Here is a 19,669-nt window from a genome sequence, read left to right as displayed (position 1 = left end):
CGACGGCTCTTCGTGCAGAGATCACTGGTGGGCAAAGCCAGTTACTCTTCGCTGTGCCACTCCACGGTCGAGAAGACGTGATCGAGTTGGTCGGCGAACTCCGTGTCCTCAAAGGCGTAATCAATGTCGTCCTTAGACGCCACGCCGTCAGAGCTGAGTGCGTACTCGACGAGGTTTCCAAGATCGCGAATCACCGCGGCGATTACGTCGTGATCCTCGTTCGCGAAGTAGATCGCCGCTTCACGACTGGCGTCTTTCAGGGTTTGCCTGTCTTGGATGAGGGGATCGTTGTCTTGCCGGGCTTGGTTCAGATCTGAGGCTAACTCAACGATCATGCTCCGGAACCCGGATTGTGCTCCTCCGTAGACTCCTCGGGTTTCGATGGCCTGTTCGAGGTCCGACTCGGGGTCAACAGAGATATCGAGATCGGGGTTCTGGAGGTGATAGTCTAGGGTCTTCAGCAGGTTTTTACAGAATATATAGTCGTCTTGGCTAAGCCCGTAGAAGTCTTGGATGAACTGTTTCGCCTCGTTTCGGGCTGTGTCTTCCTTGTTCGTCTCGCCGATGCTGTCATAAAACATCGCTTCTGCGAGTTTCGAGATGAGGTACCCGAGGCCCGCTACGAGATGGATGTCTTGGTTGGTCGTTAGTCTGCGAATCGTCTCGGTGATCTCTTCGAACGTCTTCTCGATCTTGTCGTCCTTGTTGTGGTCCTCCAACGATCCCGCGAGGGTGACGGCTCTCGCGACTTCGGTTACTAGGGTCTTCTCCGGCGGTTTGTCTGTCTCGGTCTCCAGAATTTCTTCGACAGGCTTTGAACTCTGATCGTCGCCGTTCGCTCGTTCGGTGACATCTGACCAGTCTACGTCCTCCTGCCCACTGTAGTAGAGCGATAGACTAGTTTCCGCTTCGTCTTCGTTTACAGCTGGATCTTGGAGTAAATTCACCAGTTGCTGTTCTTTCGACTCCTTGGTTGGTACTTGGTCAAGGTGTAAGTCAACCATTACACCGGTAGCGAACCGATCCCCCGTGGTACGTGCAAACTCTTCGACTGCCTCGGAATTAGGGTTGCTTCCCAGAACAAAGTCCCACAGAAAATCCTCCAGAACGTCGATTAGAGGGCTTTCAGTCACGTCGTTCGCGTATATTGTGGCACACTCCCTGTGTTGTTCTGCGAGACGTTCTTCAGATATAGAGTTCCTGAGATAATCGTGCAGCAGATCGTGTGGTTTGTAGACCGGATACGAGTGGTGGCCGATCTTCTCGAGCACCGATTCGCGGTAGAGGCTCTGTAGTTCTCTCCTCGTTTTCGTTGTATCCTCCCCAATAAGTTTTGAGACAATATCTCGACGGAATTCCGACAGAGCACAGATGTTTCGAAGTAATCGTTCTTGGTCCTCGGCGAGTTCGTTCAGGAATTCACTCTCGAGGTAGCTGTGAATCTGAGACTCTGGGAGGTCGTTGAGTGCGGACTCGACGCTACTTTCGACAGCTATCGAGGCAAACCGATTCAGGTAGTAAGGATTACCTTTGGTGACTTCTACGACTTCTGAGATTTCTTCCTCCGATGGGTCGAGTCCTGCTTCCGATAGGTACGCTTCAGTTTCCTCCGTGTCGAATTCACCTAGTTCGACTGTAGTGATCGGGATGTCGTGCTCTGTAGCCAATCTTCGTTGAGAGCCAACACAGAAGACGACGTTCTCCGGAAGGTCTCTTGAGAGACTTTTGAAGAGGCGGTCGAACTCCTCTTGCCTAGCTTCGACTCGATCGTAGTGATCTAGGAGGACCAAGAGCGTGCAGTCGGGGTTTAGGTTAGAGAATTCCCCGAGGAAGTCGGTCAAGATTTCTCCGTACAGTGGGACGTTAGAGTCTGAATCTTCTTCGGGGAGGAGGTGCTTACCCACTGAGAGAGTGCTAAGTCCGGGTACGACTGCGCCGCCTCCGGCAGAGAGTAGGTCGATGGCGGGGTCCGTGTACTTAGAACGAATTACCCGGTGAAGGGCCTGTTTGGCCCTCTTCGTCTTTCCCGACGGAACTTCTTCTTTCCACCGTTCTTGGAATTCTGCCCCGAACTGTTTGATACTAGTTAGCCCGCTGTTGAACTGGAAATCGAGGACGAAGACGTCGTCTTCATCCGCGTACTGCTGTCTGATTTCTTCGAGAAAGCGTGTTTTCCCGTGACCACTAGGCCCGACTATGGAGTAGAAAGACCCACTAGAAGATTCGATTCCGTCAAATACAGTCCGTAGCTCTTCCTGACGATCGATAAACGAAGGAAGCTGACTCATGGAAGAAGATGTTGTCTGATGGAATACCTTCTTCCGTAATATATCCTCTGTTAGTATTCCTTTTCGATAGACTCGAGCGTGTCGTCTATGCTCTGGATCTGGTTTCTTAGAGAGTGGACGCGTTTCTCGACCATCTCGTCGTCGCTACAGTCGATTTCCGCCCGTAGGTACCTCGTCTCTTTTTGGCACCTGCTTAGATCAGACTCGGTGATTTCGAGGGCTTTCGATTTAGATAGGTCTTCTCGGCGTTCTGAACTACGCCAAAAGAGGACCCCGAACTTCTCCCTGAAAAATTCGCCAGCCCTCATTGATATTGGGCAATTGGGCTCGTCCCGATCATAAAAATCACGGTTAGTTCAACGGTCAACGAAATTAGTGGGGACAGTCTATCGGACTGACTCAACCTACTTCTTGCACAAGTCGGAAGCGACCCCCCGCAAACCCGCCCCGATCACGGCCGAAACCCGGTCGGTTCTCACCCATTATGTGCGATCTTCTTCTACAAGGCTCTATGCGATTGGAGGCCACCAACAAGCCGGATCAGTACAAGTGCTGGCTCACCGACGACGAGCTGGAGGAGCTCCGCCGCGCGGCCTCGAGCCATCGCGACGACCTGATCGTTCAACTCGGCGGCTACGTCGGCCTCCGGGCGTTCGAGATTCCCCAAATCTGCCCGAAGCACGTCAAGCGGACCGAGGACGGCGACCACTTCCGGCTCCGCGTTCCGGAGGGGAAGGACACGACCGGCGGCGGTGGGAAGCCCCGGGACGCCTACCTCCCGCGCGACGTGGAGGGCGACATCCACCGCTACCAGACCGCCGAGGACATCGGCCGCCACGAGCAGCTCGTCGATCTCTCCGAGCGGGGCGTCCGGGCGGTGGTCAAACGCACGGCCGAGCGCGCGGCCGAGGCCACCGGCGACGGCGACTTCCGCTACGTCTCGAGCCACGATCTCCGCCGGCGCTTCGCGCAGCGGCTCCTCGTCGATCGACAGATGAACCCTCGCGTGGTCATGCAGGTGGGCGGCTGGGACTCGTTCCAAGCGATCGAGCCCTACCTGAACGCGCCGACGCCGAGCGTCGTGAACGAGGCGTTCGAGGAGGCGGGGTTCGCGTAGTACAGGCGTGGGTTCGATCGTTTTCGGCCTCTCAGGGTAAAGCCTAAACAATACCATCTCCGACCGTTTGACATGGCCGACCCGGCATCATACGGCGATCTACTCCGTCTCATCGCTCTATCACTGCCTGCGCTTGCTCTACTTCTCGTAGCGTTCTCCAATCTGAGGGAACTGTTCGAAATAGAATCACTCAATTTGGGGATTGTTCTGGTGTTAGGTTCAGTATCCTTCATGGGCCTCGCTGCAATATTCTCGATAACGCCGTTCGCGTCCGGGTTTGGTGGCTCACCGCTCAGGGTTTATATTGTGTTTTTCGGGCTTATTGCGGCCCTTATGTGCATCACAGTTGCTTCTGGGATAGCTGCTTTCAGTGTCTTCTATGAGAATATTCTCTAGAACTCAGTCGTCGCGCTTCCCGGGACGGCGAATCTCGGCCGTGTCGTCGCCCTCCTCCGCGTAGAACGGTATCTGGTCTCCCTGCTCGATCTCCCACTCCTCGGCGAGCGGACTGGGGATCGTGACCGTCACGCTGCCCTTGGTTTCCTGTGCGGTCCGGCAGTCCGCGAATCGTTCCTCGATGCCCATACGTCTCGACTCTCGTGGTCTATCATAAAACGGGAGAACCGAACAGATTCTCATAAAGTCTATTAGATTCCCCCCAATTTTCTGCGATTTAGGCGCTGTCGTTGCCATTCGCGAGTATCGGCCGAGCGGCTCGGCCGACGACAAGTATGGACGACGACACTCGGGGCTCTGAGACAGAGCCCGACACGGCGGAGAAAAGGCACGACCCACAGCGCTGGGAGCGCCGGAGGCGGCGATGGTGAGGACGGTCCGGAAGCGGATCGCGGACCGGATCGCGCCGTCCTCGACGACCTGCTCAGCCTGCGGGATCGAGATTCCTGACGACTCGATCTTCTGCCCGCGATGCGGAGCGCGCGAGCCCGACGCCGGAGAGCCCGGCGTCGTGATCCGAGGGGTGTCAGAGGAGACCTCGGAGGCGCTCACCGACGCGCTGCAAGAGGTCGGCGTCGACGAGGACCTGATCCAGTATGAGTGAGGGCGACCTCCCGGCAACACAGAGCGAGCAGGATCTCCCAGAGCCGGAGGGTGGGGTCGATCTCGAGGCAGGAGAGCGGCTCGGATCAGCAGCGGACGCGATGGAGGAGTTCAACCGACTCCTCTGGCAGTTCGCCCGTTCGCTGATCATCGTGGTCGCGATGCTGCTCTCGATCTCGATGCTCGTGATCGCGTACTACGGCGCCGAGTTCATCGTGGGGCTGGCATGATCCGGGATCGACTCCGACCTCGAGCGTCGGCGCGCCAGTTGGTAGCGGCGGCGGGGCTGCCGTTGATCGCCCAGTCGGTGCTGTTCCAAATCGCGCTGGCGGGTGGGGAGTTCTACGAGGAACCGAACGGTAGCGTCTATCAGAACCCGGACGGCGCGGGCTGGGGAACGACCTACTACGACTACGGGTTTTTCGGGCCGTACTGGACGCTCGATCTCGCGCTAGTCGCGAGCGTCGGCGTCGCCGTGATCGTCTCGATCCTCGCGATCCTCGCGGTCGAGTACCGAGTTCGGCGCGGCGCCGGCGTCGACGACAGCGCTGACCCAGCGGGGGCCGCAGCGTGACGCCGAGCTGGTCGCCGACGGGGATCGACCTCAGCGAGAGGTTCCGCGCCTACGTCGACGGACTCCGAGAAACGCACGACAACCGCGCCGAGGACGGCGGAAACGTCCATTCTGAGTTCATGACCGAAGACACTACTGACGAGACAGCATCGACTACGACCTACCGAGACGCGTTCTTGGGGGCCGCACACTTCGCGCACCCGGGGAGTGTCACCTTCGCGTTCCCGGCGATCTCGGACACGCCGATGGGTCGGCGAGCGTTCCTCGCCGGCGTCGGCGCCGCCGCCGCGACCGCAGCGACGGCCGGTACGGCAGCCGCCCAGTCCGAGACCGAACAGCAGGACCTCGTTCCCAACTTCGACAGCGAGTACACGCCCCAGCCGCGGCTCACGGGCGCGCAGTTCCGCGTGACCGAGCACGACGTGGCCGACATGGGCGAGCTCGACTACGTCGACAACGACGGGAACATCAAGTCGTTCACCGAGGAGTTCGGGGCCGTCCTCGCCGAGCCGCCGGAGGCGGACGACGAGACCCACAACCCTGTGGGCTTCCACCCTAGCGAGATCGACACAAGCGAGTACACCGCGTTCCCGCGAGACGTGACGCGGACCAACGCCGACGGCGAGGAAGAGCCCGTCTCCGCGCTCGACGCCCAAGAGTGGACGACCGACGCCTCGAGCACTGCCGGCTCGATCACCGTCGGCGACGCCGAAGACGCGCTCACGGTCTCGACCTCGAGTCAGACGAGCGGCGATGTGGCCTCGGCGACGTTCTCGAACTTCACGATCGACTCCGGCGAGCAGCGGAAGATGCTCCAGTTGGTCCTGGACGTGAACACGCTCGAGGCCAGCGCAGTGGTCAACGTGAAGGCCGTCGACGCCGGCGGTGCGTCGGTCGTCACGACGATCGACTCGGCGGCCGACTCCGCGGCAGAGTCGACGATCGCGACCACACAGGGTCAAGGGATCGTCTACCAAGTCGAGCTCGGGAAGCTGTCCGGCGGGACGAACCTCGACACGCTCGAGGAGATCGTGATCGAGATCTCCGAAGCCAACGCGGACCTGACGATCCACGGCCTGAACCTCGAACTCGACACGGAGTGGACCTTCGGCGAGCGCGAAGTGTACGACTCCGCGGAGGAGACGGTGGTCACGGAGACACTCGTCGAGCCGACGGGGATGTCGTGGATCACGTCGCTCTCGACGCTGACCGAGCAGTTCAGCGACGCGACGATCCGGAACCTCGAGTACAAGACGCAGGTCCGCGCAGACGAGTCGCCCGCGAGTAACTGGGACGCGGCGATCGAGCCGGTCGAGCGCGGTACCTACTCCCATCGCTTCAAGATGGCTGGCGGGCTCGAGGTTCCCGGAGGCCTGTACGACGTAGACGTAGTCAAGGCGGGGACGCTGGTGGGCGAGGTCCGGCACCCGGAGAGCGCCTATCAGACCGTCGAGTACGCACACGACCTCTCCTCGCTACCGACGCTGGACAATCTCGATGAAGTATCGTGGACTGATGTCACCAATCACTTCCAAGACGCCGAGATGGAGGCCGAGGTGACGATCTCGCAGAATGCTAGCGCGGGCGACCAGATCGGCATCCACGCGGTCGTGACCGAGGACGAGGGGATCGTCACCGAGATGGCGGTCTCGTCCGGCTCCGGCGGCGGCGGTGCTGCACCGATGTCGAACAACAGCGGCGGGTTCATGAGCGATCCGATCGGCTGGATCGTGGCTGCTCTGACCGGCGTGGTCGGCACGCTGGGCATCTGGAAGGCCCGAGGCTCGGGTCAGGGGCAGTAGGATGGCCGACGACTACACTGCCCAAGACGCGGTCGAAGACGGGACTACTGGCGTCGAGGAGCAAGGCGTCGGTGGCTACGCGCAGGGCGCGGTGATCGGCTCGTCGCTCTCGGCGCTCGGGATCGCGATCGCGAGCTTCATCCTGAACCTCCAGTCGACGATCTTCGAGCCGATCGGCGCGTTCACGGGATCGATCGCTGACTACATCGGAGGGACGATCGGCGCGCCGGTGATCATCACTGACGCGGGCGCGGAGACTTCCGCCGAGTCGTTGGCTACGGGTACAGCGTCGTTGCTGGGGCCGTTCGCGTTCCCGGTCGCGGTGCTGGTCTCGGTCGGTGGGATGAGCATCTTCCTCTGGTGGATCACGAACACGGAGATCAACCCGCTCTCGGTGTTCTCCGACGAGGACGAGTAACATGAGCGGCGCCGACACCGACCCGGACCAGTACATCGAGGGGGGCTCTATCGTCTGGACCGGACGGAAGGGCCTCGCGGCCGGGATCGTCGGCACGTTCGTCACCCTCCTCGGGTGGATGTACGCGTCCTTCATCGATCTGATCGTGACCGGGATCAACGGCGTGATCTCGGGCTACGGGTCGTGGTACGCGAAGCTGCTGAGCGCCCCGTTCGAGGCCGGAGCGGGCGAGGTAGAGGCTGCGATCGAGACGGGCAGAACGGCGATCACATCGTGGGGACTGCTGGCGTTCCCGATGGCAGTGCTCGTGACCGTGCTATCGCTGTCCCTGATCCTCTGGGGGGTGTCTCGCTTTGTCTAGTGATTCCTCGCTCAACACGATGAGCGGCGGATCGAGCGGGAGCACCTCCGGAGACGGTTCGAGTGGGAGCTCCTCCAACGGAGGCTCCGCGATGGAGAAGTTCGCGAACGACCCGGACGGGTACATTCGCGGCGTCGTGCTGTCGATCTTCGTCGGCGGGATTCTCGGACTGGTCTCAGCGGTCGTGGGCTCCGGGATCAACGTCATCTCGACGATTCGCGGAGTGCTCCTCGGCGGCGGCTCGGAGATCGCTTCGCAGCTGGGGAAGATCGGGGACATGTTCGTCTCGGTCGCTGTCGACACGCCGATCAGTGCGATAGGCGGGATCGCGGAGTCGGCCGGGGTTTTCGCCCCGTTGGTCTCGGCACTGATCTTCGCCGCGGTGGCGGCGATCACGGCAGCGCTGCTGTACGCGACCTACCGACTGGTGGTGATCATCACATGAGCAAGCGCGACGGCGGGCTCGCTCTCGGGATCGGGGGAGTGTTCGCAGCGGGCGCGGATCTGCTGATCAACGGCGGAGGCGCGCTCATGCTCGCGCTCGACTTCTTCCTGAACCAGAGCGGGCTGATCTACATGGTCACGGCGAGGCTGGCGGCGGCGGCGCCGAACGTGGCGTGGCTGCCGGTCGGGCTCTTCTCGAGCCTCTCGACGGCTATCGCCCTCGTGACGGCCGTGTACGGGCTGTATCGGATAGCGAAGAACCTCAACGAACGACGGAACTCAAACTCATGACGGATTCCGAACAGATGAACGACGAACAGACACCCCGCATGCGGGGGGAGGTCGATCGACGATGATCCCCCTCTCGACGCTCGCCGTCGTGGCGGCCCTGGGCGGCCTGCTGTCAGTGGTCGCGCTGTGGGTGATCAACTACCGATCTACCGAGGACGCTCCGAAAGCGACCTCGAGGACCACGGAGACGGTCGTGGGCGTGCTCTCGGCGGCGGTGTTCAGCATCGTCGTCGCGGTCTCTGAGTTCACGGGGCTGATCGGCACCGTGGGCGACGTGGTCGCGACCTCGCCCGCGGGCGTCGGACAGGCCGTGCTCGGGTTCCTCGCGATCGCCGGCTTCGGCGGTTGGCTCGAGATCGGCGTCGTCGGCGGGACGATGATCGTGGTCGCAGTGCTCGGGATCACAACGGCGGTGAGGAACTGACATGCGGGGACGCTCCCGCGGTGTGGTCGCCGTCGTGGCGCTGCTCGCGCTTCTCGCGGTCGCTGCGGGAGCGCCGACTGTCACCGCCCAAGAGAACGAGACGGCCAACACGACCGCGAACACGACAGTAGAGACCGGCCCCTACACGCTTGAAGAGCTTCGGGACCGGGGCGTCCGTGGGTCTGAGACCGCACCACCCTCGGTTCGTCGATACGGCGACGGCCAGCTGTGGCTTCGGTACGCTCTGACGGGACTCGGCTCCTCGGCCGGGAACCCGGCGACGTACAACTACCTGAGCAGCGGGACGACCGTCAAGCGCGACGAGGTCTACCTCGGCGGGTTCCTCGGCTGGGACACGACGACTGAACTCGACGTGGAGCTGGTGTACTGGCAGAAGGGTCAGGTCCGCGTCGAGGACGAGGAGGGGAACGTCCGGTACGAGCCGGCGGCGGTGAACCAGACGGTCGAGGAGACGAGCGTGACGCTCTCGGGCGGGTACGACCGGGAGTCGATCGACCTGCTGACCAGCTACGACGAGCTCGAGCGCGTGACGATGTTCGTCTCCGGCCCAGACGGGGACGCGACATGGCGGTTCAACATCAAGACCTCAGTGCTCGCGCAGCCGGTCTCGATCGACACGCGCAGCGACCTCGCACTCTGGGGACTCGGCTTCGTGCTGCTCATGCTGGTGCTCACGCTTGCGCTCATGAAGCTGGCCCACCGGCTGCACGAACGCGCCGGGAAAGGGCCGGGCTACCCGATCTGGCTCTACATCGCGGGGGCGTTCCCGATCGGTTTCCTGACGTTCGTGCTGGGCTACCAGCAGGTGCTCTCGACGGTCGCTGAGGCGCCGTGGATTCTCATCCCGTTGGTCGCGCTGTTCGCGACGATCGCGGCGATCAACTGGTGGGGTGACGACACGGAGAGCGTCGGCGTCGTCCACGTCGACATGACCTCGCCGCAGGCCCACGAGGACGGGTCGGGGGACATCCCGGTCAGGGTCGAGTCCTACGAGGTCGCGGAGGTCGACGGCGTCCGCGGGCTCGTGGTCGACGGGATCACGCCCTACCTCGCGCGGGCTCGAGGAGCGATCCCGGAGCTCTCCCTGTTCTGCGGGGGCGAGGAGCGAACCGAGGATCCGAGCCTCCGGTTCCCGGGCCGAGGGAGCTACGACACGATCTACTTCGCGGACCCGTTCGAGTCGGACCCGACGACGGTCAAGCGGGAGGGCTGGTCGCTCTCGCACCTCTACGAGCCACCGGAGACAGACCCGGATGCGGGGGCCGTGGACCAGATCGTCGATCAGCTCACCGCGGTCGCGTGGGAGCGACTGATCCCGGCGGCCGGGATTCTCGCGGCCGGCTGGCTCCTCGGCGGCCTGCTGGTCGCGAGCTCGGCGATCGGCCTGCTCGTCTCAGCGATCCCGGCGGCGATGTACGCCGGCCAGCCCGTGAAGGGGTTCGCCGAGTGGCACCTCGCACCGGCCTCGTACGGGAGTGTGCTGGTCGCACTCGTCGACGCGAAAGAGGAATTCGACGAGGTCGCTGATCGGGACTACTTCCGGCAGAAGTACCACGAGGAGATGGGCAAGAACGCCGCCGAGCACAAGCGCCAGACCGAGGAGTCGGAGCTCTCCCGGTTCGAGCAGGTCATGGAGGAACTCAACGGCGACGTGCCGGAGGACCTCGACTCCGAACTGACCCAAGACAGCGCCCAGCAGGCGCGCACGGAGGCGGCGAGCGATGACTGATCTCTCGCCGCCGGAGTTCGGTGCCGACGCCACGAGGGCGGCGCTGGAGACGCTCTCGCGTGACCAGCGCGACCTGATCCGGTCATGGCTGGCGGGCTTCGAGAGCCGCGAGGACCTCCTCCGCTGGTGCCACGAGGCGTCGGTGCTGACGCTCGGCTACCTCGATCGAGAGTGGCACCTCGAGCGGCTCATGTCCGGCTCGGAGCTCTCGACGCACATCGTCACCGACCAGCGGTTCCGATGGGTTGACGAGGGCGACACTGCGCTCGAGCCCGAGCACGCCCGCGAGTACAGAACCGTCCTCGCGAGCGAGGACCTGATCCCGGCGTGCCGGTCGGCGCTGCGCTCGATCCGGTGGTCGACGGTGGAGCGCACCCACGACCACGACGAGGACAGCCCGATGCGGGTGGACCCGGAGGTCCAGAGCGATCCGGCGATGCGACCCGCGATCACCGAGGCGGCCGAGCGCCAGGAGTGGGTGATCGACCGCGGCCTCGAGGGCTTCGGCTCGCTGGACGACGTGGTCGAGACGTGGGTCCCGACCGCGATCCAAGCGTCGTTCGGCGAGATCGACGAGGACCTCGCAGCGGACTTCTGGCGCGAGCAGCCGCTTCGAGAGATGTTCATCGAGCGCCGGTACGACGACGGCGCCCCGCGGTTCTTCCGGGAGACGTTCATCGCGAGCGAGCTGCTCGGGCCGTTCAACCTCGCGATCGCAGAGCTTGCTGACCGCGCCGGAGAGGCTGTCTCCGGCGGAGAGACGACCGACCACAGCCCAGCTACCTACCCCACTTCATGAGCAAATCACTACGCACCGAGGTTCAGACCGAGTCGGAGATCCGGCAGCAGATGTCGCAGGTCTTCGACACGCACGACAAGTCCGCTCAGGCACGCGGAGATCCGACGCTGCCCAACCACAACGACGGGCAGGACATGTACAAGTCGCTCGGGATCGCGCCGTTCCACAAGTACCTCGCGCTGAACGAGAAGCGCGGAAAGAACGTCGCAACGTATCCCTCGGCATGGGTCACGCCGCTGGTCCACATGCGAGAGCGCGAGATCGAGCTCGTCGAGCAGCTGGTCGGCGAGGTCGACTTCGACCCGGACGAGCCGTACCCGAGCCACGAGGCGCTCGAGGACTTCCCCCGACCACGGGCGAAGGTGCTGGAGTGGATCGCCGACGACGATGGGCACCGGGTAGCGCCGAAGGCTCAGGGTCGCCGGACGATCGACGCGTGGACCGCTGGCGGCTCCGACTACCTCGCGTACGGGAAACCCGGCTCGGGGAAGTCGACGCTGATGGACTTCACCGCCTCGGTGCTTCAGGGCGTCAACAACGAGACGGTGCTGCTGGCGGACACGATGGACGACAGCGGGACCAACGACCGCGCTGAGTGGCTGCCGCTCGCACCGTGGGCGACGATCGCGGTGCCGGAGGGAATCCCGGTGGAGGTCCGAATCGTCCCGAACTCGCCCGAGGTCTCGTCGTTCGTGGTCGGCCTCGAGGACATCTGCCGGGACGTGATCCGGTACTCGTCGCCGCTCGATCTCCTCGGTCAGCTGATCGAGGGACAGTTCTACGTCGTGTTCCCGGACCCGCTCCATCGCGGGTGCGAGGACGTGAGCAGGTTCGCGTACCACCCGCCCGGGCGCGTGACGCCGGTCGGCGAGGAAGGACCGTCGTCGCCGACGCCGGCGGACCAGTGGTGGTTCGCGTTCGTGCAGGGGCGGATCAAGTCGGACCTGTTCACGCACTGGACCTCGCTGATGTTCGACGAGGCGGGGAACATCTTCGATCCGGACGCGCAGAAGGACGAGCACGAAGAGTACCAGAAGGTCCGGAACTTCGCGAAGGACTTCGCTGACGCCCGGAAGAAGGGTGTGAGCGTCTACTCGTACTCGCACGCGCTCTCGGAGGTGAGCCACTTCTTCCGCGCCAAGCAGCGCTGGTGGATCACGATGAACGGCATGACGCCGCCGATCGGGAAGACGCTGCCCGGCGACAAGACCTGCCCCATCCCGACGAGTCGCTACACACGGGATATGGGCAAGGGCGAGGCCATGGTGTGGAACGACTCGAACTACGCCTCGATCAACTGGCCGAACATCAAGCGCGGAGCCCGCCTCGACGCGGAGGTCTCCATCGACTTCGACTTCGAGGCGGTGGGGCTATGACGGGTCGATCGACGATCTCGCGAGAGCGCGTTTTCTCGCGAAGATCGAAAAGAAGCGATCGAACCCGGGGGTCGCGTCGAAGATCGACCTCTCCACGGTCTGATATGCCGATCGAGATCGCGGGATCAGTTGGCCTCGCACGCGCGCGTGGCTTAATCTTCAACTGGGAGCACCCCCCGGGGGTGGGGTTCAGCGGCACCTCAGCACACACTGGAGGAGAAACATGACGAGAATCCGAGAACGAACTTTCGCGACGTTCATCGCGTCGCTGTTGGTGGTGTCGATGTTCGGCGCGGCGGTCGTGCCGGCGCCCGTGAGCGCTGCGGACGGACCCGAGGGCATGGTCGCGCTCGGGAGCGGGCAGATAAGCGAGGACGTGCCCGAGGGCGCGGATCTGCCCATCCGCGCGAGCGACCTCGAGGGTGCAGTTTACGCGAGCGAGCACGCGGGATCGCTCGAGGTCGTGCTCACGACGCCCGAGCGGGCGGACGAGCACTTGGGGCCGAACGCGAGCGTGGTCGCGAACGACGAGGTCGCGATCGTGCTGCGCGACGACGAGGTCCACGAGGGCCGCGACGTTGCGGTCGGTCTCGACGTGCTTGAGAAGGGCGTCGGGTTCGTCCCGAAGGTCGCGTACGGGACGCATGAGAGCGGCGAGGAGTGGCGCTCACCGATCGAGCGCGAGGGCACAGTCGGCGTGTTCCACGTCCCGGAGTTCTCGTCGAACAGCGTGACGTTCACCGGCGGGATCAAGCTGGACGGCGACGCCGCCGGCAACGGGACGCAGTACCAGTACGAACTGAGCTCGCTGGACGGCGTCGACGACTTCTCGATAAATGTGACGGGCGTGACTAACAGCGAGTGGGATAACGTTTCCGCGAATACACTATCAGACGGCGACACAGCAACGCTCGACATCAGCGGCAACCTCGATCCGACTGGCCCGGCCAGCGGCAGCCCGGAAGTGACATTCAAACCGGCCGAGGCTCCGGTTTATAACCCGCTCAACGGCGAAGGAGACGGCAATACCGACGCGAGCCGGTATGTGATCGGCGACGACGGCACCGGGAACGGTATCAAGGCCGGGATTATGATCCAACCGGATCAAAACGTGAATGTCAGCGAGTTGCGGCCGTACATTGGCGCTACTGACGGATCGGGGTATTCCGCATCTGTCGACATTTACATCAGCCAAGGGACGCCCGATTCGACATGGGCGGAGGGAACTCTCGTCAAAAGCGGGTGGGAACCCTCGTGGTCGTCGGGCCGTCAATCGGTGCCTCTCGACTCAAATATCGAGCTTACTGCCGGCACGAACTACACGGTTGAGTTCGTGACTACCAACTCCGACAGCGACGGAGCTAACGATCACCTCCAGCTCGCATTTGACTGGGACGGCTCAACGTCCTCGACGTATACCCGAAGCGTCGGAACCACCGCTCTCGATGGCTACTGGGCCGATATCCAGTTAGTACAGAATGAGGTGACTGATCCCGGACTCGACATCGACGGCGACGGATCGCTTGAAGCGTCTTACTCGGGGACGCTATCGGGGAGCGAGAGCGTGACACGCACGTTATCGAGCCTCTCGGTCAGCAACGACACGGTGACGGTATCGGCGACGAGCGGTGCCGTGGATATTGAGGTTGACCTGAAAGAGCGAACCCAGACGGAAGACCCCGGTGTGATAGTTAACGGCTACGAGACCACCCACGACGGTGTCCTCGACAAGAACGAGACGATCTCGCTCGCGACGAACGAGGCGTGGCTCCGCGAGGGGACGAACAACGTCACGGTCACGACGAATAGCTCCGCCGGCGGGCCTGAGTCCCTCGTCGGCTTCGAGTACAGCCACGACGCCGCGGGGACGACGAAGAGCGTCAGCGTGGAAGCGACGAGCTGGACCGAGTCGTTCAACGTCTCGCACACGTTCCCGAGCGCGGTGGCCGACGCCGAGTCGACGCTGACGTTCAACGAGCATGTCGTCGAGATCAACGCGGTGGAGGTCCGACGCAACGGCGGTTCGTGGAACGAGACGAACGACTACACGCTGAACGGTACCGATCTGACCGTCCAACTCGGCGACGTGGCCGCGGATTCGGAGATCGACATCCGAGCGACGGGCTACAAGGTCGGCGTCCGGAACGGCGCGATCGACGTGCTCGAGCCGACCGTCGACGGCGACAAACTCGACACGAAGATCGAGATCGAGAATCGTAGCGAGAACTTCGCACTCGATCTCTCCGGGATGGATCGCGTTCACTACGCCGCTGAAGAGACGTGGACGGGCGACAGCGCCTACGTCACGGTTGACTCCGGCGGCGATCAGCTCCTCCACTTCGCGGACGCGAACGAGGGGAGCACTGCGCGCGTCCGCACGATCCCGCTCGAGGTCGAGCCGGTCGACGGCGAGATCGCGGTCCACGTCGAGAACCCGGAGGCGCCGCGCTTCCGGTTCTCCGACGAGGGAGTCGCGGGATCGTCCTCCGTCGACGTGACCTACCACGACACGACCGCGGGGAACCGCTACGTCCTCTGGTCGGTGACGCAGTCCCGCGAGATCGACGCCGATCGCGCGGAGAGTCCGGTCCAGTTCTCGACGGGGCTCACGTCCGCACAAACGTTCGAGATCCGGCAGCGTGACCGCTCTGACTCCGTCGGCGGCGTGGTGCCGCAACAGCAGTCGCCAGGTTCGTCGGCGCCGCTGGTGCTGGTCGTGCCGGCGGTCGGGATCTCGGTCGCGGGCCTGTTCTGGGCCGGGCGCCGGTTCGGTGGTGCGTCGGGCATCCGGGGCAACGCTCTGCTCCTCGTCGGTTCGACGATCGTCGCCGTCGCCGCGCTCGAACTCGTCTCGCCGGGGACGATCTCCTCGATCTGGCGGGCGACCGTGTTCGCACTCGGCGACGCAGCAGCGAGCGGCGTCGGCGCGGTGATCGCGGCGATCGCCGTGTTCTTCGGGCTCTGGCAGATCAACGCCCGGACGAGCGCCGACGTGCCGTGGTGGGTGACGATCCCGACCGTCGGGATCGCGTCGATCATGGCGCTCGAAGCGATCCGGCCGGGCTCGGTCCTCGGCGCGCTTCAGGGTGTGCTCGCCGAGGTCGGCGGGCTGGTCGTGCTGATCGTGCTGGGGATCGTCGCGTACGTGATCTATCAGCGCCAGAAGACCCAGCAGGCCGAGGCATCGACGCCGGACACGCAGGTCGAACTGGACCTCGGAGAGGGGGAGAACTGAGCCATGTCGGCGGTGCTCGACGTGCTCCGGATGCTCGGCGTTCAGGGCGGCGCGCTGGCGTCCGTGGCGTGCCTGATGGTCGTGTTCTACCTCTTCCGGGCCAAGAGCGCCGGCGCGCGTATGGCGTCGCTGGGCGCGGCTGTGGTCGCGTACACAGCGGCAACGCTGGTCGCGATCGCGGCAGCACTAGCGTTCGGCTGGATCGACCCGAACCCGGGCGTGATCACCGAGCATCTGGGCAACGCGTTTCGAGTCCTCGTCGAACAGGGCAGCGGGCCGGGTCGGCGGTTCGTCCGCTGGGCCGTCGACGCGCTCGCGGGTGGCAGCGCATGAGCCTCGATCGCGTCAAGGGCGCGGTGACGCTCGTGTTCGCGTTCACGTTCTTCGGATGGGCGCTCTTGCACAGCGTTCTCGGCTGGTGTACGCGCTGGGGCTGCGGCCGGAGCCCGATCGGTATGTGGGTCGCGTCGCTGGGGAGCTGGGGAGAGTTGCTCGTCACCGGCGTCGAGGAGATCCGCATCGTGCTCGCCGTGGTCGCGATCTCGGCCGTCGTGATCAGCGTGGTCAAGGCAAAGGTGGGCGCTCTCGCGGACCGTTTCTAACCCCCCTTCGTTTCATCTGCTTCAACTGGAGATTTCTGCGTGCGGTGGGGGGCGGTGCGGTGTATTTTGCTGTCCCTGTCCCGTTAGGGACTCAACCAGGTAGGGGATTCATTGTCTAGGCGGCAAGGAAGCCTGCATGCCCGCCAGTCGAGAGGTTACATTTCGGAAAAGGTCCGACGCTAGTGAGGATATGCTATCGATGAGTGTTTCTGGCGACCTCGAGCGTCGTCGGTCTGTCTATTTCACAGATCAGAATCCAGAGTTTGTGATCGAGGCAACGAATATCTCGGATGCTTCCATCGGTGGTAGAGTGATTGCCCGGGTAGAGTTCGATGAATCAGACGATGACTACGGGGAAGAGCACGCAAGCATTAACCTCGGATTGGAGCCAGGCGAGAGCACAACTGGGACTCTGAACCCGGATATGATTTCACACCGAGGCCATGCTGCGGTAAGGATTGACACTGCGGTGGTCCACGAGTCAGATGGCGACTACGATTACGAAACAAGGAATAGATCAGGCAATAGACGAGCTAGGGCCTATACATTCATGGTGTACGACAGAGATTACTATAGAGTAAACTACCTTCTCCCAAGATACGCACAGTATCTGGCTGCCTTCCTCTCGGTACTGATTGTTGGTGTCGGAGTCATACAGATCATAGGAACCTGAAGGAGCCACAACCTCCGCTTCCCGTGCATCAACTGGAGATGCTGAGCGGTGCGGGGGTATTTTTCTGGATGTCCCTTTTAGGGACACTCCCTAAGGGGATCCTCGCACCGAGTGCGAGAGGACCGCGCTGTCGCGGCGGGTCAAGCGTATCGATCGGGACGATCGAGAGCGCTCCAAGGACGAATATGCCGCTGGGACGCGGAGTTACTTATAAAGAACAGAACCGTTGGATAGTGATGCCTCTCGTCAGTCGCGGCGCTACCAGGTGATCTTCGAGCCCACGCGCCGGGAGTTCGGACCGTGGAGTACGTCGGGAGCCTCGTAGCGGAGCTGGGCGAACTCGGATACGTCTCGACCGGCCGAGGTCCACGCCTCACGCCCTTCGCGAAGAATGTCGTCGACGTACGGAGCGTCGAGACTCTTCATCTCGGAGAGCACCATGTCGAAGCGTAGAACGCCGCCGTCGTCGCCGTCACCGTCGTCCCTGACAAAGCGAGCGCCGTACTTGTCCATCCACTTCGAGAACGCGCTGTCGGCGGCACTCCGTGTCTCCAGACGCGCGAGCTTCGCCACGCGGTTCCCCGCGTTCACGACGTGCTCCTCGAGCCGGTCGACGACGGAAGCGATCTCCTGGCGTAGCTTCTCGCTCTGGAGTTGAATCAGCCCGTTGTCGTTCTCGATCACGTCATCGCCCAGCTGAGCGAGTGCACGGTAGATCTGGCTGATGGAGTACCCGGTCTCGTCGGCTACCTGCTGAACGGGCTGGCCGCCGTCCGTCGCTAGTCGCTCCAGGACAGACTGGGAGGACGGCATCAGATCGTTCAGCGTACGAGCGACCAAGAGCTCCTGTTCGGCCTCGAGTTCGGGTGTTGGGTCAGAGATGATCGCGATATCCCGTTCCGATTCGGATATCCCGAAGTGGTCGTCTTCGACGAACACGGTCTCGTCCGGTTGGATCGGGATGCCCGACCACTCCAGAACGTTGTGAACTGTCTCCTCAAGTTCCCGGAGTAGGTCGTCGCGATCCCCCCATCGGACCGAGTCGTGGTCGTTCAGGGACTTGTGAAACGCCACCCCGAACTTCGGTGAGGAGAGCGCGTCGTCGCTGCTCTCCTCTTCGCGGATGTGCTTCGGGTGGTAACACTTCAGACGCTTCCCCAGACGGTTCCCGGGAATCATTTCGTGGCTGGCGGAGGGGCCAACCTCGAAGGCGTGCCGCTTCGCGACGCCATCCTCATTGTTCCCCGAGTACGCCCACGTCGTGTTGTCTCGGGTGTTCATCAGGTGCATCAATCGGTAGAACGCGCCGTCCGAGCGCGTGAGCTTCCGGCTGTACTCCCGCATCAGTCGGACGTAGAGTTCGCAGGTGACGATGCTACTGTCGTCGCGGATGTTTCTGAAATAGGAACGGCTGAAGTCACTCCCAACTGCATCGGCGAGAGCTTGGACCGACTGGGCGAGGAGGTACTGGTACTCCTCGAGGCCGAGGTTACTGCCCTGGACGTGAACGTCGACACCGTCACCACCGCACCACGGGATGTTGGCTTCCTCACCGTCTGAGGCTTTCTCCATCCCGTCGAAACGCGGGGAGATGTTGTAGTCGGCGCCCGCTTCATCGGGGCCGTCGGCGTGGAGGTTCAGCTCCCAGAGGCGTCCGTCGATCGGATCCTCGGGTCGTGCTGCGATCCCGCTCTCGGAGTAGTAGATCTTGATCACCCAGGTACGGCCGCCGATCTCGGTTTGCGTCTCGATCTTCCCGTCACCGGCCAGCACGAGCTGGCAGAGCGCGTGATAGGGAGAGAGACCGTTCTCGGTGAACCACCAGAACATGTCCGCTTCGTGATTCGCGGGCGCTTGTCGAGGCTGGCTCACACCGACCCACCCCGATCATCGTCCAGCAGGTCGTGACGAACGTCGACGACGTTCCAGAACGTCGCAGTCTGACACTCGTGGCAGACGTGTCGAAACGTCCCGGTCTTAATCTCATCGGGATCCTCGGCATCGAGTTCGTCGAGCGTGACCCGCTTCGTCGTCTTCCGATCGCGACCGCTCGAGGAGCAGCCGATACAGATGGCGTCGACGGGGATGCCGACTTCACCGGCCTTTGGGCCTAAGGCTTCGGTCAAGCCGACTCACCTCCGGAGACCGACTCCGAATCGGGCCGGTAGTAGTGCCCGCCTCCGGAGGATCCGATCGTGAGATCGTCCGGACGGTGTGGGCAGCCGATCAGGTGCCCGTACTCGGTGCCGTCGGACGGGCTACGGGTGCAACGCGCTTTGCAGGTCCCGCACCGGAACTCGGAGTCCTTCTCGGTTCCGAGCGTGCCCGTGTGCGGATTCACGCGGACCACCTTGTACAGACTGAGCGCTGGTTAGACCAACGGCTCAGAGACTGAAGGATGGATAGAGAGCCCTGAGCGGTCGAATTGTCCCGACTCAGGAGGATGTGGTATGGGA

General features: G+C 63.0%; 23 protein-coding genes. 18 read left to right on the top strand and 5 right to left on the bottom strand.

The genetic code is table 11. The features are described from left to right. Positions 1 to 41: 41 nt before the first annotated feature. Both ACYQZ5_RS14255 and ACYQZ5_RS14250 read right to left on the bottom strand, forming a co-directional pair. Positions 42 to 2,288, bottom strand: a complete 2,247-nt coding sequence (locus tag ACYQZ5_RS14255) for an ATP-binding protein (protein ID WP_379730414.1) — start codon at positions 2,286 to 2,288, stop codon at positions 42 to 44. 50 nt (positions 2,289 to 2,338) lie between these two features. Further along, positions 2,339 to 2,596: a hypothetical protein gene (locus tag ACYQZ5_RS14250; RefSeq protein WP_379730415.1), complete on the bottom strand. Its 258-nt coding sequence runs from the start codon at positions 2,594 to 2,596 to the stop codon at positions 2,339 to 2,341. Positions 2,597 to 2,799: 203 nt separating this feature from the next. On the opposite strand from ACYQZ5_RS14250, the gene ACYQZ5_RS14245 reads away from it, so the two are divergent. Together ACYQZ5_RS14245 and ACYQZ5_RS14240 are read left to right on the top strand one after the other, a co-directional pair. Then, entirely contained in the window at positions 2,800 to 3,405 is a 606-nt protein-coding gene (locus ACYQZ5_RS14245; RefSeq protein WP_379730416.1) for a site-specific integrase, read from the top strand. Positions 3,406 to 3,477: 72 nt separating this feature from the next. After that, a complete protein-coding gene (locus tag ACYQZ5_RS14240; protein ID WP_379730417.1) occupies positions 3,478 to 3,801 on the top strand; it encodes a hypothetical protein in 324 nt (107 codons plus the stop codon). Positions 3,802 to 3,804: 3 nt separating this feature from the next. Here ACYQZ5_RS14240 and ACYQZ5_RS14235 read toward each other — a convergent pair whose 3' ends face one another. Beyond that, positions 3,805 to 3,990 (bottom strand): hypothetical protein, encoded by a 186-nt coding sequence (locus ACYQZ5_RS14235; RefSeq protein ID WP_379730418.1) that lies wholly within the window; start codon positions 3,988 to 3,990, stop codon positions 3,805 to 3,807. A 235-nt stretch (positions 3,991 to 4,225) separates the two neighbouring features. On the opposite strand from ACYQZ5_RS14235, the gene ACYQZ5_RS14230 reads away from it, so the two are divergent. From ACYQZ5_RS14230 to ACYQZ5_RS14155, 16 genes are all read left to right on the top strand, one after another. Continuing rightward, positions 4,226 to 4,465: a zinc-ribbon domain-containing protein gene (locus ACYQZ5_RS14230; protein ID WP_379730419.1), complete on the top strand. Its 240-nt coding sequence runs from the start codon at positions 4,226 to 4,228 to the stop codon at positions 4,463 to 4,465. Further along, complete coding sequence (locus tag ACYQZ5_RS14225) at positions 4,458 to 4,694, top strand: hypothetical protein (protein ID WP_379730420.1); 237 nt, start codon at positions 4,458 to 4,460, stop codon at positions 4,692 to 4,694. The genes ACYQZ5_RS14230 and ACYQZ5_RS14225 overlap by 8 nt, the downstream gene beginning before the upstream one ends. After that, positions 4,691 to 5,038 carry a hypothetical protein gene (locus tag ACYQZ5_RS14220; protein ID WP_379730421.1) on the top strand — a complete coding sequence of 116 codons (348 nt, stop codon included), beginning with the start codon at positions 4,691 to 4,693 and terminating at the stop codon, positions 5,036 to 5,038. Before ACYQZ5_RS14225 ends, ACYQZ5_RS14220 begins: the two co-directional genes overlap by 4 nt. Further along, positions 5,035 to 6,840 carry a hypothetical protein gene (locus ACYQZ5_RS14215; RefSeq protein ID WP_379730422.1) on the top strand — a complete coding sequence of 602 codons (1,806 nt, stop codon included), beginning with the start codon at positions 5,035 to 5,037 and terminating at the stop codon, positions 6,838 to 6,840. Before ACYQZ5_RS14220 ends, ACYQZ5_RS14215 begins: the two co-directional genes overlap by 4 nt. 1 nt (position 6,841) lies before the next feature. Beyond that, entirely contained in the window at positions 6,842 to 7,258 is a 417-nt protein-coding gene (locus ACYQZ5_RS14210) for a hypothetical protein (RefSeq protein ID WP_379730423.1), read from the top strand. Between the two features lies 1 nt (position 7,259). Then, positions 7,260 to 7,619, top strand: coding sequence for a hypothetical protein (locus ACYQZ5_RS14205; protein ID WP_379730424.1), 360 nt, complete (start codon positions 7,260 to 7,262; stop codon positions 7,617 to 7,619). A 91-nt stretch (positions 7,620 to 7,710) separates the two neighbouring features. Continuing rightward, entirely contained in the window at positions 7,711 to 8,064 is a 354-nt protein-coding gene (locus tag ACYQZ5_RS14200) for a hypothetical protein (RefSeq protein WP_379730425.1), read from the top strand. Then, on the top strand, positions 8,061 to 8,354 hold the full coding sequence (locus ACYQZ5_RS14195; RefSeq protein ID WP_379730426.1) for a hypothetical protein: 294 nt from the start codon (positions 8,061 to 8,063) through the stop codon (positions 8,352 to 8,354). Before ACYQZ5_RS14200 ends, ACYQZ5_RS14195 begins: the two co-directional genes overlap by 4 nt. Positions 8,355 to 8,415: 61 nt before the next feature. Beyond that, positions 8,416 to 8,778: a hypothetical protein gene (locus ACYQZ5_RS14190; protein WP_379730427.1), complete on the top strand. Its 363-nt coding sequence runs from the start codon at positions 8,416 to 8,418 to the stop codon at positions 8,776 to 8,778. Position 8,779: 1 nt separating this feature from the next. Next, positions 8,780 to 10,528: a hypothetical protein gene (locus tag ACYQZ5_RS14185; RefSeq protein WP_379818782.1), complete on the top strand. Its 1,749-nt coding sequence runs from the start codon at positions 8,780 to 8,782 to the stop codon at positions 10,526 to 10,528. Next, positions 10,521 to 11,327, top strand: a complete 807-nt coding sequence (locus tag ACYQZ5_RS14180; RefSeq protein WP_379730429.1) for a hypothetical protein — start codon at positions 10,521 to 10,523, stop codon at positions 11,325 to 11,327. Before ACYQZ5_RS14185 ends, ACYQZ5_RS14180 begins: the two co-directional genes overlap by 8 nt. Next, the gene (locus ACYQZ5_RS14175; RefSeq protein WP_379730430.1) at positions 11,324 to 12,703 is read left to right on the top strand and encodes a hypothetical protein; all 1,380 of its coding nucleotides are present in this window, start codon (positions 11,324 to 11,326) and stop codon (positions 12,701 to 12,703) included. The genes ACYQZ5_RS14180 and ACYQZ5_RS14175 overlap by 4 nt, the downstream gene beginning before the upstream one ends. Positions 12,704 to 12,926: 223 nt before the next feature. Continuing rightward, positions 12,927 to 15,938 (top strand): zinc metalloprotease, encoded by a 3,012-nt coding sequence (locus tag ACYQZ5_RS14170; protein WP_379730431.1) that lies wholly within the window; start codon positions 12,927 to 12,929, stop codon positions 15,936 to 15,938. Positions 15,939 to 15,941: 3 nt separating this feature from the next. Beyond that, on the top strand, positions 15,942 to 16,271 hold the full coding sequence (locus tag ACYQZ5_RS14165; protein WP_379730432.1) for a hypothetical protein: 330 nt from the start codon (positions 15,942 to 15,944) through the stop codon (positions 16,269 to 16,271). Further along, the gene (locus ACYQZ5_RS14160; RefSeq protein ID WP_379730433.1) at positions 16,268 to 16,540 is read left to right on the top strand and encodes a hypothetical protein; all 273 of its coding nucleotides are present in this window, start codon (positions 16,268 to 16,270) and stop codon (positions 16,538 to 16,540) included. Before ACYQZ5_RS14165 ends, ACYQZ5_RS14160 begins: the two co-directional genes overlap by 4 nt. Positions 16,541 to 16,805: 265 nt before the next feature. Continuing rightward, positions 16,806 to 17,213, top strand: a complete 408-nt coding sequence (locus ACYQZ5_RS14155; RefSeq protein WP_379730434.1) for a hypothetical protein — start codon at positions 16,806 to 16,808, stop codon at positions 17,211 to 17,213. Between the two features lie 258 nt (positions 17,214 to 17,471). Here ACYQZ5_RS14155 and ACYQZ5_RS14150 read toward each other — a convergent pair whose 3' ends face one another. Beyond that, positions 17,472 to 19,085, bottom strand: a complete 1,614-nt coding sequence (locus ACYQZ5_RS14150; protein WP_379730435.1) for a DUF7845 domain-containing protein — start codon at positions 19,083 to 19,085, stop codon at positions 17,472 to 17,474. After that, positions 19,082 to 19,339, bottom strand: coding sequence for a hypothetical protein (locus tag ACYQZ5_RS14145; RefSeq protein WP_379730436.1), 258 nt, complete (start codon positions 19,337 to 19,339; stop codon positions 19,082 to 19,084). Before ACYQZ5_RS14145 ends, ACYQZ5_RS14150 begins: the two co-directional genes overlap by 4 nt. Positions 19,340 to 19,669: the final 330 nt, after the last annotated feature.

This window comes from Halolamina salina, from assembly GCF_054653455.1.
This window is presented reverse-complemented; position numbering and strand designations above follow the sequence as displayed.